The 18,700-nt window shown below is 62.7% G+C and carries 20 protein-coding genes and 1 tRNA gene; all 21 read right to left on the bottom strand.

Annotation, left to right across the window (positions count from 1 at the left end):
* The 21 genes from KF794_01415 to KF794_01315 all read right to left on the bottom strand — a co-directional run bounded on the left by KF794_01415 (position 1) and on the right by KF794_01315 (position 18,675).
* Positions 1-909: an ABC transporter permease subunit gene (locus KF794_01415; GenBank protein QYK45400.1), complete on the bottom strand. Its 909-nt coding sequence runs from the start codon at positions 907-909 to the stop codon at positions 1-3.
* 4 nt (positions 910-913) lie between these two features.
* Positions 914-2,080 carry an ABC transporter ATP-binding protein gene (locus tag KF794_01410; GenBank protein QYK45399.1) on the bottom strand — a complete coding sequence of 389 codons (1,167 nt, stop codon included), beginning with the start codon at positions 2,078-2,080 and terminating at the stop codon, positions 914-916.
* Between the two features lie 72 nt (positions 2,081-2,152).
* A complete protein-coding gene (gene rnk / locus KF794_01405; protein ID QYK45398.1) occupies positions 2,153-2,554 on the bottom strand; it encodes a nucleoside diphosphate kinase regulator in 402 nt (133 codons plus the stop codon).
* Positions 2,555-2,801: 247 nt separating this feature from the next.
* Entirely contained in the window at positions 2,802-4,280 is a 1,479-nt protein-coding gene (gene glpD / locus KF794_01400) for a glycerol-3-phosphate dehydrogenase (protein ID QYK45397.1), read from the bottom strand.
* 56 nt (positions 4,281-4,336) lie between these two features.
* On the bottom strand, positions 4,337-5,542 hold the full coding sequence (gene pcaF, locus KF794_01395) for a 3-oxoadipyl-CoA thiolase (protein QYK45396.1): 1,206 nt from the start codon (positions 5,540-5,542) through the stop codon (positions 4,337-4,339).
* 10 nt (positions 5,543-5,552) lie between these two features.
* On the bottom strand, positions 5,553-6,329 hold the full coding sequence (locus tag KF794_01390; protein QYK45395.1) for a CoA-transferase subunit beta: 777 nt from the start codon (positions 6,327-6,329) through the stop codon (positions 5,553-5,555).
* Between the two features lie 2 nt (positions 6,330-6,331).
* Positions 6,332-7,180: a CoA transferase subunit A gene (locus tag KF794_01385; GenBank protein QYK45394.1), complete on the bottom strand. Its 849-nt coding sequence runs from the start codon at positions 7,178-7,180 to the stop codon at positions 6,332-6,334.
* A gap of 135 nt (positions 7,181-7,315) precedes the next feature.
* Positions 7,316-8,329, bottom strand: coding sequence for a branched-chain amino acid ABC transporter permease (locus tag KF794_01380; GenBank protein QYK46540.1), 1,014 nt, complete (start codon positions 8,327-8,329; stop codon positions 7,316-7,318).
* Between the two features lie 82 nt (positions 8,330-8,411).
* The gene (locus tag KF794_01375) at positions 8,412-9,296 is read right to left on the bottom strand and encodes a branched-chain amino acid ABC transporter permease (GenBank protein ID QYK45393.1); all 885 of its coding nucleotides are present in this window, start codon (positions 9,294-9,296) and stop codon (positions 8,412-8,414) included.
* Positions 9,297-9,362: 66 nt separating this feature from the next.
* Entirely contained in the window at positions 9,363-10,574 is a 1,212-nt protein-coding gene (locus KF794_01370) for an ABC transporter substrate-binding protein (protein QYK45392.1), read from the bottom strand.
* Positions 10,575-10,618: 44 nt separating this feature from the next.
* The gene (locus KF794_01365; GenBank protein QYK45391.1) at positions 10,619-11,335 is read right to left on the bottom strand and encodes an ABC transporter ATP-binding protein; all 717 of its coding nucleotides are present in this window, start codon (positions 11,333-11,335) and stop codon (positions 10,619-10,621) included.
* Positions 11,328-12,080, bottom strand: a complete 753-nt coding sequence (locus KF794_01360) for an ABC transporter ATP-binding protein (protein QYK45390.1) — start codon at positions 12,078-12,080, stop codon at positions 11,328-11,330. The genes KF794_01365 and KF794_01360 overlap by 8 nt, the downstream gene beginning before the upstream one ends.
* A gap of 436 nt (positions 12,081-12,516) precedes the next feature.
* Positions 12,517-12,592 (bottom strand) — tRNA-Phe (locus KF794_01355).
* A gap of 92 nt (positions 12,593-12,684) precedes the next feature.
* Positions 12,685-12,927 carry a DNA gyrase inhibitor YacG gene (gene yacG / locus KF794_01350; protein QYK45389.1) on the bottom strand — a complete coding sequence of 81 codons (243 nt, stop codon included), beginning with the start codon at positions 12,925-12,927 and terminating at the stop codon, positions 12,685-12,687.
* Complete coding sequence (locus KF794_01345) at positions 12,920-13,726, bottom strand: SDR family oxidoreductase (protein QYK45388.1); 807 nt, start codon at positions 13,724-13,726, stop codon at positions 12,920-12,922. The genes yacG and KF794_01345 overlap by 8 nt, the downstream gene beginning before the upstream one ends.
* A complete protein-coding gene (locus tag KF794_01340; GenBank protein ID QYK45387.1) occupies positions 13,719-15,233 on the bottom strand; it encodes an AMP-binding protein in 1,515 nt (504 codons plus the stop codon). The genes KF794_01345 and KF794_01340 overlap by 8 nt, the downstream gene beginning before the upstream one ends.
* A gap of 9 nt (positions 15,234-15,242) precedes the next feature.
* A complete protein-coding gene (locus KF794_01335; protein ID QYK45386.1) occupies positions 15,243-15,866 on the bottom strand; it encodes a Maf-like protein in 624 nt (207 codons plus the stop codon).
* 82 nt (positions 15,867-15,948) lie between these two features.
* Entirely contained in the window at positions 15,949-16,404 is a 456-nt protein-coding gene (locus tag KF794_01330) for a low molecular weight phosphatase family protein (GenBank protein QYK45385.1), read from the bottom strand.
* Between the two features lie 8 nt (positions 16,405-16,412).
* Entirely contained in the window at positions 16,413-16,907 is a 495-nt protein-coding gene (locus tag KF794_01325) for a UPF0262 family protein (GenBank protein QYK45384.1), read from the bottom strand.
* 16 nt (positions 16,908-16,923) lie between these two features.
* On the bottom strand, positions 16,924-18,219 hold the full coding sequence (gene hisD, locus KF794_01320; GenBank protein QYK45383.1) for a histidinol dehydrogenase: 1,296 nt from the start codon (positions 18,217-18,219) through the stop codon (positions 16,924-16,926).
* A gap of 12 nt (positions 18,220-18,231) precedes the next feature.
* Positions 18,232-18,675: a DUF2948 family protein gene (locus KF794_01315; GenBank protein ID QYK45382.1), complete on the bottom strand. Its 444-nt coding sequence runs from the start codon at positions 18,673-18,675 to the stop codon at positions 18,232-18,234.
* Between the last annotated feature and the right edge of the window lie 25 nt (positions 18,676-18,700).

Here is an 18,700-nt window from a genome sequence, read left to right as displayed (position 1 = left end):
CTAATGCCTTTCCAGATCGCGCAACTGCATGCGCTGATAAAACAGAATCGGAACCAGCAACACGAAAAGAATCAGGATCGCGAGCGCGGAGGACACCGACCACGAGCGGTTTACCGAAAACTCGTTCCAGACCGTGCGCCCGATCATCTGCGTTTCCGAGCCGCCGAGCAGGTCTGGGATCACGAACTCGCCGACCGCGGGAATGAAACAGAGCAGCACGCCGGCGGCGATGCCGGGCATGGAAACCGGCACCGTGATCTTCCAGAACGCGGACGCTGGCCGCGCACCGAGATCGGCCGCCGCTTCGAGCAGGGAATCATCCATTCGCTCCAGCGCGGCATAGATCGGCAGCACCATGAACGGGAAATACGAATAGACGATGCCGAGCACGACTGCGATGTTGGTCGAATGAATCTGCAACGGCGCGTCGATGATGCCGCTCCAGCGCAGAAACGTGTTCAGCAATCCTTCCGGCGAGATGATCGCAATCAGCGCATAGACGCGGATCAGGAACGACGTGAAGAACGGCAGCACGACGAGCAGCAAAAGCATCGGCCGGATATGGCGCGGCGCGCGCGCAATCGCGTAGGCGACGGGGTAGCCTACGATCAGGAGAATAAAGGTCCCGATCGCCGCGATCGCGACGCTTTGCAGGAACGAATAGACATACAGCCAGTCGCCGCCGACGAGAAAATAGTTCTCGAAGTCGAGTTGGCGCAGCTTCGCGAAGAACCCGGCGATGCCGTCGGTGATTTGAAACACCGGCGCGTAAGGCGGCTGCGAGAGCGCGTCGTCCGAGAGGCTGATTTTCAGCACGATCAGGAACGGCAGCACGAAGAAGAAAACGAGCCATAGAAACGGCACGAGGATCGTCAGACGGCTCGCTGCGACGCCCTTGTCCGTAGCCATGCCGCTATTCCTTCAGCAGGGTCGCGGCGTCTTCGGTCCACGACAGCGATACGGTTTCGTCCCAGTCGATGGGCGGCTCGATCTGGCGCGAGAGGTTCGGCTTCGCGGCCTTCAGTATCAGGCCGCTGTCGAGCTGCACGCGATAGATCGAGAGGTCGCCGAGATAGGCAATGTCGATCACCCTGCCCTGCGCGTAATTGACATGCGCGTCCGCCATCGGCTCCTTGCCGACGCGGATTTTTTCCGGGCGCAGGGCGACGGTCACGGTGTCGTCCGCGCGCACGTCGATGCGCTGCGAGACGCGCAACTCTGCCGGGATTTGCGGCGAATGCAGCGAAGTTCCGTTCGCGGTAATCTGCGCGACCTTCGCCTCGATCAAATTGATGTCGCCGACGAAGTCCGCGACGTAGCGGCTGTTCGGCTGCTCGTAGATTTCCGAAGGAGTCGCGACCTGCGCGAGCTTGCCGTGGTCCATGACGGCGATGCGATCCGCGACAGTCATCGCTTCTTCCTGATCGTGGGTGACGATCATGAAGGTCATGCCGAGCGTCTGTTGCAGGCCCATCAGCTCGAACTGCATTTCTTCGCGCAACTTCTTATCGAGCGCGGCCATCGGCTCGTCGAGCAGCAATACTTTCGGCCGCTTGGCGAGCGAGCGGGCCAGCGCAACGCGCTGCTTCTGTCCGCCCGAAAGCTGGTCCGGGCGGCGCGCACCGAAGTTGCGCAGATTCACCAGCGCGAGCATTTCCTCCACGCGCTGCGCAATTTCGTCACGCGGCATGCCGTCCTGTTTCAGGCCGAACGCAATGTTGTCCGCGACCGTCATGTGCGGGAACAGCGCGTAGGACTGGAACATCATGTTCACCGGACGCCGATACGGCGGCACGCCGCCGATATCTTTGCCGGCGAGCAGGATGCGTCCTTCGTCCGGTGCCTCGAACCCGGCGAGCATTCGCATCAACGTGGTCTTGCCGCATCCGGACGGACCGAGCAGTGCGAAAAATTCGCGCTCGTAAATGTCGAGCGAGACGCCGGCGACGGCGGTGACCGTGCCGAAACGCTTCGTCACGTTCTCGAAGCGGATCAGCGGCTGCGCCGCAGGGTCCAGCCAAGGCTCGAACTTGCGGCGCGCGTTTTCCCGCTTTGGCGTTCTGGACGGAGAGGAATCCATGATCTCGCTTGATCGCCGGAGATGGCGCCTGCTTACCGGGGAAAGGATGCGTTCACAACCGGAACGCGGAGATCACTCCGCGTTCCGGACCGAAAGCACGGTGAGCGCGCGCCAGCCACCCGAAGGCGTCTGGAATTCGATGCTCTGGCCGACCGAAAGCCCGATCAGCGCCGCGCCGACCGGCGTCAGCACGCTGACCTTCGAACCCTGCCCTGCCTGCTCCGGGTAGACGAGTTGCGCGCGGCGGGTCTGGCCGGAAACGTCGTCGCGGAATTCCACTTCCGATCCCATGACGACGAGGTTCGGCAGCATGTCGAACTGCTCGATCAGGTGCGCGCGTTCGATCTCGCGCGCGAGGAACGCAGAGGCGGTGGGGAATTTTTCGGTTGCCGCGGCGGCGAGCCGCTCGAGGCGCTCGCAATCGCGGCGCGTGATGACGATGGGTGGCAGGTCCAAACCGCTATAGCGGGACATTCTGTATCTCCTTGCCCGCCTGATGCGCGGTTCAGCCGCGCGGCGGAATTGTGCCGGAATTCATGCCGGTCTCATTTCGGGTAATGGGAAGAAAAAAAAGAAACGCGTCCCGGATGGCCTCAAGCCATCCGGGCTAAATGCCCGCGTGAATCTGGCCCGCGCGGAAAAACTTCCAGGTGCGGCGGTGGGATGCGATCTTCATGGGGTCAACGTAAGACCGCAGGCGCGATTGTCAATGTCTGCGCGGTCAAGCGCGCAGCGCGGCCTTCACGGCCTCGATTTCATCCGCGGGTGCGCCGACGCCAAGTTTCGTGCGGCGCCAGACCACGTCTTCCGCGGTCTGCGCCCATTCCTGCGCGCGCAAATAATCCAGTTCGCGCCGGTGGAGATCGCCGATCAGGCGCGGGCCGAGATCGTCGAGTCCGCTTGCCTCGCCGAGCACATTGAAGGCGCGGCGGCCGTAATTCGCGGCCAGACGGTGACGCAAACTTTCCGGCAGATAAGCGTGGCGTACGGCAAGATCGGCGAGCAGGCCTTCCATGCCGCGCTCGCCGAGATCGCCGCCGGGCAGCGGCTCGTTCGCGGTCCAGGCCGGCTGCATCACAAGCCAATACGACAGCTTGTCGACGAGGTGCTCGCTCATGGAGCGATAGGCCGTGAGCTTGCCGCCGATCAGCGAGAGCAGCGGCGCTTCGCCATATTCGCCGTCAATCGCGATTTCGTATTCACGGGTCGCCTTTTGCGCGCTGCCGCTCCCATCGGCGGCGAGCGGGCGAATGCCCGCGAAACTCCACACCACGCGCGATGGCTCGACCGGCGCGCGGAAATAACTCTCGGCGATGCGGCAAAGGTACTGCACTTCCTCCGCGCTCGCCGCCGCGTGGGTCGGGTCGCCCTCGAATTCCACGTCGGTCGTACCGATCAGCGTGAAACGGCCCGCGAACGGGATCGCGAACACGACGCGGCGGTCATCGTTCTGCATGAGGTATGCGCGGCCATGCCCGAACAGTTGCGGCACGACGATATGGCTGCCCTTCACCATCCGCACTTTCACGTTCGAGTGCGCCTTCACGATGGTGTCGAGGATTTTTCCCGCCCAAGGTCCTGCGGTGTTGATGAGCGCCTTCGCCGTCACGGTTTCGCGGCCGGCGCCTGCGGCCAGCACCAGCTCCCATTCGTGTCCGGCGCGGCGCGCGGAGACGAGGCGCGTGCGCGTGCGAATATCCGCGCCGCGTTCGCGCGCGTCGATTGCGTTGGCGATGACGAGGCGCGCATCGTCGGTGGCGCAATCCGAATATTCGAAGCCGCGACCACCGGCCTTCTTCAGCGGCACGCCTGCGATGTCGTCGGCGAGATCGAAGCTGCGCGAGCGCGGCAGCACGGAGCGTCCGCTCAGGAAATCGTAGAGCTTGAGGCCGAGCCAAACCATCCATGCAGGACGCAACATGGGAGAATGCGGGATAACGAAGCGCATCGGCCGCACCAGATGCGGCGCGTTCCTCAAGAGCAGTTCGCGTTCATGGAGCGACTCGCGCACCAACCCGAAATCGTAGTTCTCAAGATAGCGCAGGCCGCCGTGGATGAGCTTGGAGCTTGCCGACGAAGTGCCGCTGGCGAGATCGCCCTGCTCCACCAGCAATACCGATAGGCCGCGGCCGGAAGCGTCGCGCGCGACCCCGCAGCCGTTGATTCCGCCGCCGATGATTGCGACGTCAAATTGCGCCATTCGCCTGCGCGCTCCCGCGTACTTTCCGACTCGCGGCGCAGACTAGCGAAATTCGCTCAGACCCGCTCGATGGCGAGCGCGACGCCCTGTCCGACACCGACGCACATGGTTGCGAGGGCGTATTTCCCGCCGCGCTCCTCCAGCGCCCGCATCGCAGTTCCCGCGATCCGCGCCCCGGACATGCCGAGCGGATGGCCGAGCGCAATCGCACCGCCGTTCGGGTTCACGTGGTCGGCGTCGTCAGCCACGCCGAACTGGCGCATGCAGGCGAGCGCCTGGCTGGCGAAGGCCTCGTTGAGTTCGATCACGTCGAACTTGTTGGCGGGGATACCGAGACGGGCGGAAAGTTTTTCCACCGCCGGCACCGGACCAATACCCATGATGCGCGGCGGCACGCCCGCGGAAGCGAGGCCAAGGATACGCGCGCGCGGCTTCAGCCCGTTTGCTTTCGCCGCTTCTTCGGATGCGATGATGAGCGCGGCGGCGCCGTCGTTCACGCCGGAAGCGTTGCCCGCCGTCACCGTGCCCGGATTGCGGAACGGGGTTCTCAGTTTCGCGAGGCCTTCGAGCGTGGTGTCGCCGCGCGGATGCTCGTCCTTCGCGACCTTCACCGGACCCGCCTTGCCGCCCGGCACTTCGACCGCGACGATCTCACCGTCGAAATAGCCGCGTTCCTGCGCCGCGACTGCGCGATGCTGCGAGCGAAGCGCAAACTTGTCCTGATCCTCGCGCTTCACCTGATATTCTTCCGCGACATTCTCGCCGGTCTCCGGCATCGAATCGACGCCGTATTGCTGCTTCATCAGCGGATTGATGAAGCGCCAGCCGATGGTGGTGTCAAAAATCTCGGCGTTGCGCGAGAACGCTTCCTGCGCCTTGCCCATCACGAAGGGCGCACGCGACATGGATTCCGCACCGCCCGCGATGGCAAGCGAGATTTCGCCCGCCTTGATCGCGCGCGCGGCGCTGCCGACCGCATCGAGACCGGACGCGCACAGGCGATTGATGGTGTTGCCCGGCACGCTGATGGGGAGACCCGCCAGCAGCAGGCCCATGCGCGCGATGTTGCGGTTGTCTTCGCCGGCTTGATTGGCGCAGCCGAAGAAGACGTCTTCGATCTTGCTCTTGTCGAGCGAAGGATTGCGCGCAAGCAACGCCTTGATGACGTGGGCGGCGAGATCGTCCGGCCGTATTTTCGCAAGCGAACCGCCGAAACGGCCGATGGGCGTGCGGACGAAATCGCAGATGAAAGCGTCGGCCATGGTTCTCTCCTTACGCGTTGCCGCCGTGCGCGGCCTTGGTGCGCGCGTGCAGATCGCGCAGGACTTTGAGTTCGGTATCGGTGGGCGGCGGCGTTTCGCCGACACCCGGCGCGAATTTGATCTGCCAACCGGTCGCGGCGGTTACCTGCTCCTTGGTGACGCCGGGATGCAGCGAGACCACGGTCAATTCTTTCGAGGTCTCGTCCGGCTCCATCACGCAGAGCTCGGTAATGACCTTGGTGGGGCCTTTGGTGGTGACGCCGAGTTTCTTGCGGCTGTCGCCGCCCTGCCCATGGCCGAGCGAAGTGAAGAAGTCGATCTTCTCGACGAAGGCGCGCTTGGTGTGCGCCATCGTGATGAAAATCTGTCCGCAACTCGTCGCTATTTCCGGCGCGCCGCCGCCGCCGGGCAGCCGCACGCTCGGCTTTTCGTAAGGACCGACGACGGTGGTGTTGAGGTTCGCGAAGCGGTCAATCTGCGCGCCGCCGAGAAACCCGGTGGTGATGCGTCCGCCCTGTAGCCAATAGCGGAACATCTCCGGCACCGAGACCGTGGTCAGCGCGGTTTCGCAAAGTTCGCCGTCGCCGATGGAGAGTGGCAGCACGTTCGGGCGCGTTTCCAGCGTGCCGGACTCGTAAATGAGAACGATGTCGGGCGCATGGGTCTGGCGCGCGAGGTTGCAGGCGGCGGAAGGCGCGCCTATCCCGACAAAGCACACATCGTCGTTGCGCAGTGCGCGCGCAGCCGCGACCGTCATCATTTCGTTCGGCGTGAAGTTCGCGCTCATGGTTACGCCGCCTTCTTCGCGTGGGCGGCGAAAACTTCCGGCCCCTTGCGCAATACGTTCTCGTCCATCCATGCGCTGAAGCTGTCACGTTCGTGTGCGATCTCGTCCCATGCCTTATAGAAGGCGTTGTCGCGCTTGTAATAGCCGTGCGTGTAGGACGGATGCGCACCACCCGGCACGACCGCAATCGCGCCGACGGTCCAACCCGGCAGCACGACGGAGTTCGGTGATGGCGGATTCAGTTCGTCCACGATTTCCTCGACGGTGACGACGGAGCGCTTGGCGGCGAGTACCGCTTCCTTCTGGACGCCGACGATGCCTTCGAGCAGCACGTTACCTTTTCTGTCCGCCTTCTGCGCGTGAATAATCGCGACATCGAGCTTCACTGCCGGAACGGTCGCGAGCTTCTCGCCGGTGTAAGGGCAGGTAACTTCCTTGATCGAAGGATTTACGCGCGGCAGTTCCGCTCCGCGGTAGCCGCGGAACACCGCGAAGGGCAGACCTGCGGCGGCCGCATCGTAGGCGTTCGCCATCGCCGCGTGGGAATGTTCGACAATCTCGATCCGGTTCGGCCAGCCGTTTTGATAGGCGTCGCGGAAGCGATGCAGCGAGCCGACGCCGGGATTTCCGCCCCATGAAAATGTGAGGCGCTCCGCGCAACCCATGCCGATCAGTTGATCGTAGATCAGATCAGGCGTCATGCGGATCAGGGAGAGGCGTTTGCGCCGCTGGCGGATCACTTCGTGACCCGCCGCAAAGGGAATCAGGTGCGTGAAGCCTTCCATCGCGACGGCATCGCCGTCGCGCACATTGGCTTCGATGGCTTCGGCAAGCGAAAGAAAAGCGGCCATACGAAAACTCGCGCGGTGTTATTGCGTCAACGCCCGCGAAATTACAGGCGCAAACGGCGCGCGAAAGTAGGACCCGCCTCTGGAAGCGTCAAGAAACGCAATCGTTCCAGCGTTGCCGCGCTTTGTACCAGCAAACTAGAGCTTGATGCGGAACAGGTTCGCGATTTCGCCGATGATGCCGCGCCGGAACAGCAGCACGCAGATCACGAAGATCACGCCCTGGATGATCGTCACCCACTGGCCGAAGGTCGCGAGGAAGTTCTGCATGCCGATGATCGTGAACGCGCCGACCACGGGACCGAAGATGGTGCCGAGGCCGCCGAGCAGCGTCATCAGCACGACTTCGCCGGACATCGACCAGTGCACGTCGGTCAGCGAGGCATTGCCGACCACGAAAGGCTTGACCGCGCCCGCGAGGCCCGCAAGCGCCGCGGAAAGCACGAAGGCAGCGAGCTTGTAGCGGTCGGTCTTATAGCCGAGCGAGATCGCGCGTTGTTCGTTCTCGCGGATCGCCTTCAGGACTTCGCCGAACGGCGAGTTGATGACGCGATAAATCAACAGAAAGCCGAGCAGAAATACGACCAGCACGAATACATAAAGGACGCGGTCGTTGGCGAGGCTGAACAGGCCGAACAGGTTGCCGCGCGGGATCGACTGGATACCGTCCTCACCGCCGGTGAACTTCGACTGCACCGCGAAGAAATACATCATCTGCGCGAGCGCGAGCGTGATCATCGCGAAATAGATGCCCTGACGGCGGATCGCGATCGAACCTGCGATGAAGCCGAGCAACGCCGCACCCGCGACCGCGCCGAGGATGGCGAGTTCGGGCGAAAGCGGCGGCAACGGAATTACGATCCAGCTTCCCTTCCAGTACGGGATCGAGATCGTGCCGATCTTCGCAAGATGCGCGGCGAAATAGCTGGCCCAGCCGAAGTAAAGTGCGTGGCCAAAGGAAAGCAGCCCGACATAGCCGATCAGCAGGTTGAACGCGCAGGCGAACAGCGCGAAGCACAGCGCCTTCATCAGGAAGCCGGGATAGCAGAGCGCGGCGATGGTGTTCTTCACGCCATCGGACAGCACATTGCCGAGGAAGGTCGCGTTGATGATGCCCGGCACCGACGGCAGCACGGCGAGCAGCAGCACCATCACCAGGAAGGCGATGAAAAAGCTCTTGTTGCCGTTGTTGTCCGCGACCGGCGCGGTGATCTGTTCCGCTGTCTGGGCCATGTTACGCCGCCCTTCCGAACAGGCCCGCGGGCCGGATCATGAGCACGATCGCCATGATGATGAAGATCACGGTGTTCGACGCTTCGGGGAAGAAATACTTGGTCAGGCCTTCGATGATGCCGAGACCGAAGCCGGTGACGATGGCGCCCATGATCGAACCCATGCCGCCGATCACCACCACCGCGAACACGACGATGATGAGGTCCGCGCCCATGGTCGGGTTCACCGCATAGATCGGCGCGGCCATCACGCCGGCCAATGCCGCGAGACCGACGCCGAAGCCGTAAGTCAGCGTGATCATCAGCGGCACGTTGATTCCGAAGGCGCGCACCAGTGTCGGGTTTTCGGTGGCGGCGCGCAGATAGGCGCCGAGCCGCGTTTTCTCGATGATGAACCAGACGCTCAAACAGACCGCGAGCGAAAAGAAAATTACCCAGATGCGGTAATTCGGGAGAACCGTGAAGCCTAGGCGGCGCACGCCGGTCAACTGGTCGGGCATCTGATACGGCAGGCCAGACGAGCCATATTGATGGCGGAACAGGCCCTGGATGACGAGCGCAAGACCGAAGGTCAGCAGCAAGCCGTAAAGATGGTCGAGCTTGTAGAGCCATTGCAGCAGCGCGCGCTCGATCACGATGCCGATGCCGCCGACAATGATGGGGGCGAGGATCAGCGCCCACCAGTAGTTCAGACCGGCGAATTGCAGAAGGAAGTAAGCGACGAAGGCACCCATCATGTACTGCGCGCCATGCGCGAAGTTGATGATGTTGAGCATTCCGAAAATCACGGCCAGACCCAGACTGAGCAGCGCATAGAACGAGCCGTTGATCAGCCCGATCAGCAATTGCCCGGAAAGCGCCGGTACGTTGATGCCGAGAAATTCCATTTCCTTCCCCCTGTCCGGCTGAGGGATGGGCGTTTAGCGCCCATCCCTCGACCGTAGTCTAGGTGCTTAGCCGGCGACGAGCGGGCACTTGCCATCCTTCAGCGGACGGAAGGCTTCGTTCGCAGGAATGGTCGCGCGGAGCTTGTAGTAATCCCACGGGCCCTTCGATTCTTCCGGCTTCTTCACTTCGAACAGATACATCGGATGCAGCTTGCGGCCGTCCTGACGGATCGTGCCTTCGCCAAAGAGCGCGTCCTTGGTCGGCTGCTTCTTCATGTGTTCGACGATCGCCTTGCCATCGGTGTCGTTCTTGAGCGCAACAACCGACTTCAGGTAGTGCGTGACAGCCGAATAGACGCCGGCATGAACCATCGAGGGATAGATGCCGCGGTTAGCCGCCGAGAAACGCTTCGCGAAGGCGCGATTGGCATCGTTCATGTCCCAGTACCAGGCTTCGGTGAAGATCAGGCCCTGTGCCGTCTTCAGGCCGAGCGCGTGAACGTCGGTCAGGAACACGAGCAGACCCGCGAGGTTCTGGCCCTGTGCCACGATGCCGAATTCCGCGGCCTGCTTGATGGCGTTGGTGGTGTCGGCGCCTGCGTTCGCGAGGCCGATGATCTTCGCCTTCGATGCCTGCGCTTGCAGCAGGAACGAGGAGAAGTCCTGGCCCGGGAACGGGTGGCGTACCGAGCCGACGACCTTGCCGCCGTTCGCGGTGACGACCGCGGCGGTGTCACGCTCAAGCGCATGACCGAAGGCGTAGTCGGCGGTGAGGAAGAACCAGGTGTCGCCGCCGGTCTTCACGATCGCATTGCCGGTGCCGTTCGCCAGCGCCCAGGTGTCATAGGTCCAGTGAACGGTGTTCGGCGAGCACTTCGCGCCGGTGAGATCGGAGGTCGCCGGGCCAGAGCCGAGGAATACCTTGTTCTTTTCGCGGACGATTTCGTTGACCGCGAGCGCGACCGACGAGGTCGGCACGTCGACGATCATGTCGACCTTATCGACGTCGATCCACTGGCGGACGATGTTGGAGCCGACGTCCGGCTTGTTCTGGTGGTCGGCGCCCACGACTTCGACCTTGAAGCCCTTGAGCAGGTCGCCAAGGTCTTCGATGGCGAGGCGCGCCGCCAGCACCGAGCCGGGACCGGCGAGGTCGGCGTAGGTGCCCGACATATCGTTCAGCACGCCGATGCGGATTACGTTGTCCGAAATCTGCCCGTAGGCAGAACCCGCCGACAGCATCGCTGCCGACAGAATTGCAGTACGCAGGAATTTCATTCTCTTTCCTCCCGTTGACAGCGGCTTGCACAGACCGCCGGTACTTAAACGCCCAGGTATTCGTGCAGGGTGTCGAGCTTCTTGTTCAGTTCGGAATTGGCGAACTGTTCCACGATCTTGCCGTGTTCCATGATGTAGTAGCGATCCGCGACCGTGGAAGCGAACCGGAAGTTCTGTTCGACGAGCAGGATGGTGAAGCCCTGCTCTTTCAAAGTCCTGATCGTGTGACCGATCTGCTGGATGATGACGGGCGCCAGACCTTCGGTCGGCTCGTCGAGCAGAAGCAGCCGCGCGCCAGTGCGCAGGATGCGGCCAATCGCGAGCATCTGCTGTTCGCCGCCGGAGAGCTTGGTGCCCTGGCTCTTCAGGCGCTCGCGCAGGTTCGGAAACAGCGTGAAAATCTGCTCAAGGCTCAGCCCGCCGGGACGAACCTGCGGCGGCAGCATCAGGTTTTCCTGCACGTCGAGCGAAGCGAAGATGCCGCGCTCCTCCGGGCAGAAGGCGATGCCCGCGCGCGCGATGGTGTTCGACGACGCGTTGATGAGTTCGCGTCCCTCGAATTTCACCGAGCCGGTGCGCTTGCCCACGATGCCCATGATCGACTTCATGGTCGTGGTCTTGCCGGCACCGTTGCGGCCGAGCAGCGTGACCACCTCGCCGGCGTTCACGTTCATCGTGGTGCCGTGAAGGATGTGCGACTCGCCGTACCAGGCGTGCAGATCCTTGATTTCGAGCAGCGGGCCGGAAGTGCGATCAAGCATGGCCGGTCCCCATATAGGCTTCGCGCACCTGCGGATTCTCCGAAACGGTCTTGTAATCGCCTTCGGCCAGCACGCGGCCGCGGGTCAGCACCGTGATCGTGTTCGAAAGATTCGAAACGACGCTGAGGTTGTGTTCGACCATCAACACGGTGCGGTTGGCGGCGACGGTCTTGATCAGCGCGGCGATGCGGTCGATGTCTTCATGGCCCATGCCCGCGGTCGGCTCGTCGAGCAGCAGCATTTCCGGATCGAGCGCGAGCGTGGTCGCGATTTCGAGCGCGCGCTTGCGGCCATAGGGCAATTCGACTGCAGGAATGTTCACGAACGCCGAGAGGCCGACATCGTTGATCAGCGCACGGGCGCGATCGTTGTATTTGTCGAGGACGCGCGCCGAGCGCCAGAAATCGAACGACTCGCCATGCTGTCGCTGCAGCGCGATGCGCACGTTTTCGAGCACGGTGAGATGCGGGAACACGGCGGAAATCTGGAAGGAGCGGACCACGCCGAGCCGCGCAATTTCGGCGGGCTTCAGCGAAGTAATGTCCTGGCCCTTGTATTTGATGCTGCCGCGGGTCGGCGTCAGGAATTTAGTGAGCAGGTTGAAACAGGTGGTCTTGCCCGCACCGTTCGGACCGATCAAAGCGTGAATCGTGCCACGCCGCACTTTCAGATTCACATCGCTGACGGCGACAAAGCCTGCGAATTCTTTCGTCAGATTTTCGGTCTCGAGTACGATGTCACTCATACGCAGCTAAACCCATCCCCGTATTCTTCGTAGTTGCCTCCACTCCCGACCTCCAGCGCAAACCTGACAAATTCTCCGCAGAAACTCCGGCGCCGGGCGCGCATTCTCAAGAAAAATGCGGGTTCGGCACAAGTGCGTACGAGGATTGTCTTGGTCGGCAGCCAAATTCCCAGCGGTCAGATGCTTATTCTTATTGGGCCGCTACGCGCCTCGCTCAAAGCAGCATAGCAACCAGCGCATAGAACACGGGTATTTGGGTGTGCCGTCAAGCGGTTTTCGCGCTGCGAGATCGGGCGGCCGCAAATATTATTAAGGCTCATTGCCCCGGCGCCGCGCGCCGCGAATTGCATCAATCGTCTTCATGCAAAAAAATTCATCGCTCTGTAATTGAGCGGCCGCGTAAAAATTTTCAGAGAAAAATTTCAGAGAATGAAAATGGTGCCCAGGGGCGGAATCGAACCACCGACACTGCGATTTTCAGTCGCATGCTCTACCAACTGAGCTACCTGGGCATCCCCCGGCGAAGACAAACGTCCTGCCGAAAGCCGCGCGGTTATAGGGGTTCGGCTCCCGGATTGTCCAGACAGCAAAACACCCTTTGAAATCAGCGATTTTCGGGGTCTTCCGTCTTCTTGCCGGGAGGGGCTGCTGCGCTCTCGGCGCCATCCTCGTCTTCGTCCTCGGTCACGGGAATCGCGTAGCCGCCGGTGAGCCAGCGATGGAGGTCCACATCGGCACAGCGCTTCGAGCAGAACGGACGAAATTTTTCCGCAGAGGGCTTGCCACAAATAGGGCACGCGGTGCCGATGCCGAGCTTGCGCGCGTGGCCATTGCCGTTCTCAGACATATTTCAGCGTCACGCCGCCATCCACCACCAGCTCGATGCCGGTGATGTAACGGCTTTCGTCGCTTGCAAGAAACACGGCAGCGTTTGCGACATCCCACGCATCTCCCATCTTGCCCATCGGCACCTGCGCGGCGCGGGCCGCCCACATTTTCTCGATGTCGCCTTTGCCGTAAGCGGCGGCAAGCTGCGGCGAGTGCTCGACCATCGGTGTTTTCATCAGCCCCGGCAGGATCGCGTTCACGCGGATGTTCTGCTTCGCGTATTGCGCGGCGGTCGCGCGCGTCAGGTGATTGAGCGCGGCCTTGGTCGCGTAATAGGTCGGGTAATCGACGCCGGTATAACGGATGCCCGCGATCGACGAGATGTTGATGATCGAACCGCCGCCCTGCCTCTGCATCAGCGGAATGACGTGCTTCATCGCGAACATCGCGCCCTTGAGGTTGACGGCGAAGATACGATCCCATTCGGCTTCGGAAATATCGACGACGCTCGCCGTTTCCGCGAGGCCCACATTGTAATCGAGGATGTCGATGCGGCCGTAGAACTCTGCTGCCACGTTCGCCATGCGCGCGACATCGTCGCCGTTCGAGACATCGGCCTTGATTGCAATGGCGTCGCCGCCTTCTTTCTCAATGAGGGAAACGGTTTCTTCCGCTGCATCGAGGCGATGGTCCGCACAGGCGACCTTCGCGCCTTCGCGCGCAAACGCGACCGCGGTCGCCTTGCCGTTGCCCCATCCGGGACCGATGGAACCGGCGCCGACGACGAGTGCAACCTTGCCTTTCAGACGATCAGCCATGGCGCTTCTCTTTCGCGTCGCGCTCGCGCAAATCGGTTTTCAGAATCTTGCCGTAGTTATTTTTTGGAAGCGATTCGACAAACACATAATGTTTAGGACGCTTGAAGCGCGCGATGTTGGATAGGCACAGCGCGTCGAGTTCCTTCTCCGTCGCCTCGCCGACGACATAGGCGACAACCACTTCGCCCCATTCGGCATCGGGGCGGCCGATCACGGAAACTTCTCGGATGCGTTCGTGCTTCAGGAGAATTTCCTCGACCTCGCGCGGATAGATGTTGCTGCCGCCGGATATGATCATATCCTTGGAGCGGTCTTTCAGCGTGAGATAACCGTCCTCGTCGAAGGCGCCGACATCGCCGGTGTGCAGCCAACCGTTCGCGAGCGTCCTGGCGGTCGCTTCCTCGTTCTTCCAGTAGCCCGCCATGACAATATCGCCGCGACAGATGATTTCGCCGATTTCGCCGGGAGCGAGCAGCGCATCGTCCGCGCCTGCAACGCGCACTTCGAGGCAGGAATACGCCTTGCCCGCGGAAGCGATACGCTCCAGCCAGCGCGGATGGTCCTTGTCCGCGACTTCCTGCTTCGAGAGCACGGTAATCGTCATCGGGCTTTCGCCCTGCCCGTAAATCTGTGCGAGGCGCGGACCGAAGCGGTCGAGTGCCTTGCGAATATCCTCCACGTACATCGGCGCGCCGCCCCAGACGAAGGTGCGGATATTTTCCACGCGGCAATCGGCCTTGCTGTCCACGAGACGCTTGATCATCGTGGGCGCGGCGAACATGGAGAGACGCGGCCACGCCGCTATCTGCGCGAAGATTTCTTCCGGCTCGAACGCGCCCGACTCCGGAACGATGTTCACGCCGCCGCGCGCAACATGCGGCAGCATATACATGCCGGAGCCATGGCTCATCGGCGCGGCATGCAGGATCGGATCGCCGGGACGGGTTTCGTCCACCTCGCCGATATAGGCATGCGCCGCCCAGTTCAGATTGCGGTGCGTCAGCATCGCGCCTTTCGGGCGGCCGGTGGTGCCGGAAGTGTAGAACAGCCACGCCAGATCGCTGCCGTTCGCAGCGGCTATTCCTGTCGCATCGCCCGACAACAACCTTTCATATTCCGCGCCGCCGATGACGACGAGCCGCTCCAGCGATTTCGGTGCGTGCGCCGCGACTTCCGTTTCCATGTCCTTCGAGACGAAACAGATTCGCGCGCCGGAGTGGTCGAGGATGTAGCCGATTTCCGCGCCGTGCAGCTTGGCGTTCACCGGAACGCAGGCAAGCCCCGCATGCCAGACCCCGAACATAAGCGCGGCATAGTCGGGCTGGTTCTTCGCGACGATGGCGACGCGCTCGCCAGCCTTCATCCCGCCTGCGCGCAAACCGCCCGCGATCTTCGCGGCACGCATTGCCAGCGCGCGATAATCGTAAACCATGCGGGTGCCGAGACCGATGGCCGGTGCGTCCGGCATCGCCCGCCCTGCCCGCTCCAGCCACAGCGCGAGGTTCATGTTGTCCGCCTAAACCGGGTTCAGCCAGTTGTATTGAACCGGAAAACCTTCGCCGGCCAGCAGTGTCAGCGTTTCGTAAAGCGGCATGCCGACCACGTTCGGATAGGAGCCGACCAGCTTCACCACGAATGAACCCGCGAGGCCCTGGATCGCGTAACCGCCCGCCTTGCCGCGCCACTCGCCGGAAGCGAGATAGGATTCAATGTCCTGCGTGGAAAGCCGCTTGAAGCGCACGCGCGTTTCGACGAGCCGCGTCTTTACCGTATCGTGCGGCGTCACCACGCTCACGCCGGAATAGACGCGATGGGTGCGGCCGGAAAGCAGCCGCAGGCAGCCCGCCGCTTCGTCGATCAGGTCGGGCTTCGGCAGGATACGCCGCCCGACCGCGACCACGGTGTCGGCCGCGATAATATAAGCGTCGCGCACCTGTTCGTTGGCGCGCACGCGCTCGATCACCGCGCGCGCTTTCTCGCCGGCAAGGCGCACCGCCAACGTGCGCGGTAGTTCGCCACGCACCGGCGTTTCGTCCAGTTCGGCCGGCATCAGGGTATCCGGTTCGATGCCGACCTGATTGAGGAGCGCGAGGCGGCGCGGCGATCCGGACGCGAGAACGAGCTTCGGGCGGCCAACCATGAGCAAAACTTCCGGGGAGTACGCAAAAATACCGGGGCCTAGGATGTATCGGAAACACCCCAGGAAATAAACCGCCCTGCGTTCAGCGGTTCGGATCGAAACGGCGGCGGATGTTGCGAACCAGGTCGTCGCGCACGGCCCGGTAGGCCTCCAGCTTCTGGTCGCGGCTTCCCTCGATAATGGTCGGGTCGGCGGTCGGCCAGTATTCGACATCGAGGGCGTGCTTGCGGGTCAGTTCGAGCGCGCGGTGATGTGCCTGTGGAGAAAGGCTGACGACGAGATCGAAGTTGAGACCCTCGTCGTCTTCGCGTTCCTCCACGGTGGCGGGGCGGTGCTTCGAAAGGTCGATGCCGAGTTCATCCATGACGGCGGTCACGAACGGATCCTGTTCGCCTTTGCGCACGCCTGCGGAGGCGAAATAGATGGATTTGCCGAAATAGTGCTTCGCAAGCGCTGCGGCCATTGGAGAGCGGATCGAATTCTGGCCGCATACGAACAGCACCGCCTGCGGGCGTCTGGCGCGCGGTGCGTCGGCCATCGCCGCGCTCAGCCCTTCCAGTGCAGCGCGCAGATCAGCGTGAACAGACGCCGCGCGGTGTCGAAATCCACGACTACTTTGTCTTTCAAACGCTCGACCAAGAGCCGCGAGCCTTCGTCATGCAGGCCGCGGCGGCCCATGTCGATCGCCTCGATCTTCTGCGGCGTTTCGGTCTTGATCGCGGAGTAATAGGAGTCGCAGATCATGAAGTAGTCGCGCACCACTTTGCGGAACGGCGTCAGCGACAACATGTGCACGATCACCCGCTCGCCGTCGGGGCGCGAGATATCGAAGGCGAGCCGCTGCTCGGCCAGTGCGAGATTGAGCGCGTAAGGACCGCCGTTGTCGCCGACCAGTTCGAAATAGTTGCTTTCGATCAGGTCGTAGATCGCGATGGCGCGTTCGTGCTCGACATCGGGATTGGCGCGGCCAATCGACTGCTCGTCGAGCTTTACCGCGACGAGTCTCCGGTCGGGATGTTTCGCGGCGAGATCGTCGGTCATGGCCGATTCGCTTGGATCAGTTTCGGTTCAGGCGGATCGAAACCGAACGGGCGTGCGCCTGCAACCCCTCCGCTTCGCCGAGTGCGATGGCGGCGGGGCCGAGCGCGCGCAACTGGTCAGCGCCGAGCTTGAGCAGCGAAGTGCGCTTCATGAAGTCGAGCACGCCGAGGCCCGATGCATAACGCGCAGCGCGCGCAGTCGGCAGCACGTGGTTGGAGCCGCCGACATAATCGCCGATGGCTTCCGGCGTATATTGACCGAGGAATACCGCACCCGCGTTGCGGATTTTTCCGGCAAGCGCTTCCGGATCGCTGGCGAAAATCTGCAAGTGCTCGGCGGCGATACGGTCAGCCAGCACCGGCGCTTCCGAAAGGTCGCGCACCAGAATGATCGCGCCGAATGTCTTCCAGCTTTCGCCCGCTATCGCGGCGCGCGGCAGCGTTTTCATCTGCGAAGCGACAGAAGCCTCGACGCGATCAGCGAGCGCGCGATCATTGGTCAGCAGGATCGACTGCGCCGCTTCGTCATGCTCGGCCTGCGCCAGCAGATCGGCGGCGATCCAGTCGGCATTCGCGTCGCCGTCGGCGATCACCAGCACTTCGGACGGACCCGCGACCATGTCGATGCCGACGCGGCCGAACACCTGCCGCTTTGCGGCCGCTACATAAGCGTTGCCGGGGCCGACGATCTTCGCGACAGACTTGACCGTGTTCGTACCGTAGCTGAGCGCGGCAACCGCCTGCGCGCCGCCCACCTTATATATCTCGCTGACGCCCGCGAGCTTCGCCGCGATCAGCACCAGCGGATTGAGTTCGCCGCCGGGCGCGGGAACGCACATGGCGATCCGCGGCACGCCCGCGACCATGGCAGGGATCGCGTTCATCAGCACGGAAGACGGATAAGCCGCCTTGCCGCCGGGCACATAAATCCCGACGCTCTCCAGCGCGGTCCAGCGATAGCCAAGCTCGACGCCGAGCGGATCGGTGTAGCGCTGGTCCTGTGGCACCTGCTTCTTGTGGTGCGACTCGATGCGGTCCTTTGCGAAGCGCAGCGCATCCACGGTCTCGCCATCTACCGCGCCCGACGCCGACTCGATCTCGGCTTCGCTCACGCGCAGCGTGCCTGCATCCAGCGTAAGGCGATCGAACTTCGCGGTGTATTCGATCAGTGCGTCGTCGCCACGCGCCTCGACGTCGCGCAGGATCGCGCGCACGGCATTATCGACGTCTTCCGAAACTTCCCGCTTGGTGCCGAGGAAGGTTTCAAACCGCGCCGCGAAATCCGGCGCGCTGGTATCGAGGCGAATTGGCATGGCGCGACGATCCTACGCGCCGGTTTCGTGCTGCGGGCAGCCGCGCGCATTCCACGCCGGGCCGAGATCGGTCATCGCCGCCTCAACACATTCGACATCGAGCTGGATCGCGGCATCGCCGGAGAAATAGAGCGTGATGGTGCCGGACGGCGCATCGGATGGCGCGAACTCGACCGCCAGCAGGTTCAGCATCTCGCCGGTCTTCTTCAGGTCGAGGTTGCGCAGCCGCGCTTTGTTCACGCGCTCGAAGCGCACACCGGTACGCAGGCGCGTCGGCTTCTCGTTACCGCTAAGCCAGTCGAAGCGGTTGACCACCATCGCAAGGCGGCGCTCGGCCGGCAGGTACGCGATCTCCTGCACGCAGGCGACGGCGTCCTGCAGGTGCGCGGAAATCACCGGCAGATCATCGGCCTCCAGCGCCACCAGTTTCAGCAGTGCGGCTTCGGTCGTCGTCATCGGATGCGGCCTTGTTCCCCCGCGA

It is taken from the genome of Xanthobacteraceae bacterium (assembly GCA_019454205.1).
GTDB lineage: Bacteria > Pseudomonadota > Alphaproteobacteria > Rhizobiales > Xanthobacteraceae.
Note: the sequence above shows the minus strand (reverse complement) of the source record. Positions and strands in the feature narration are given on the sequence as shown.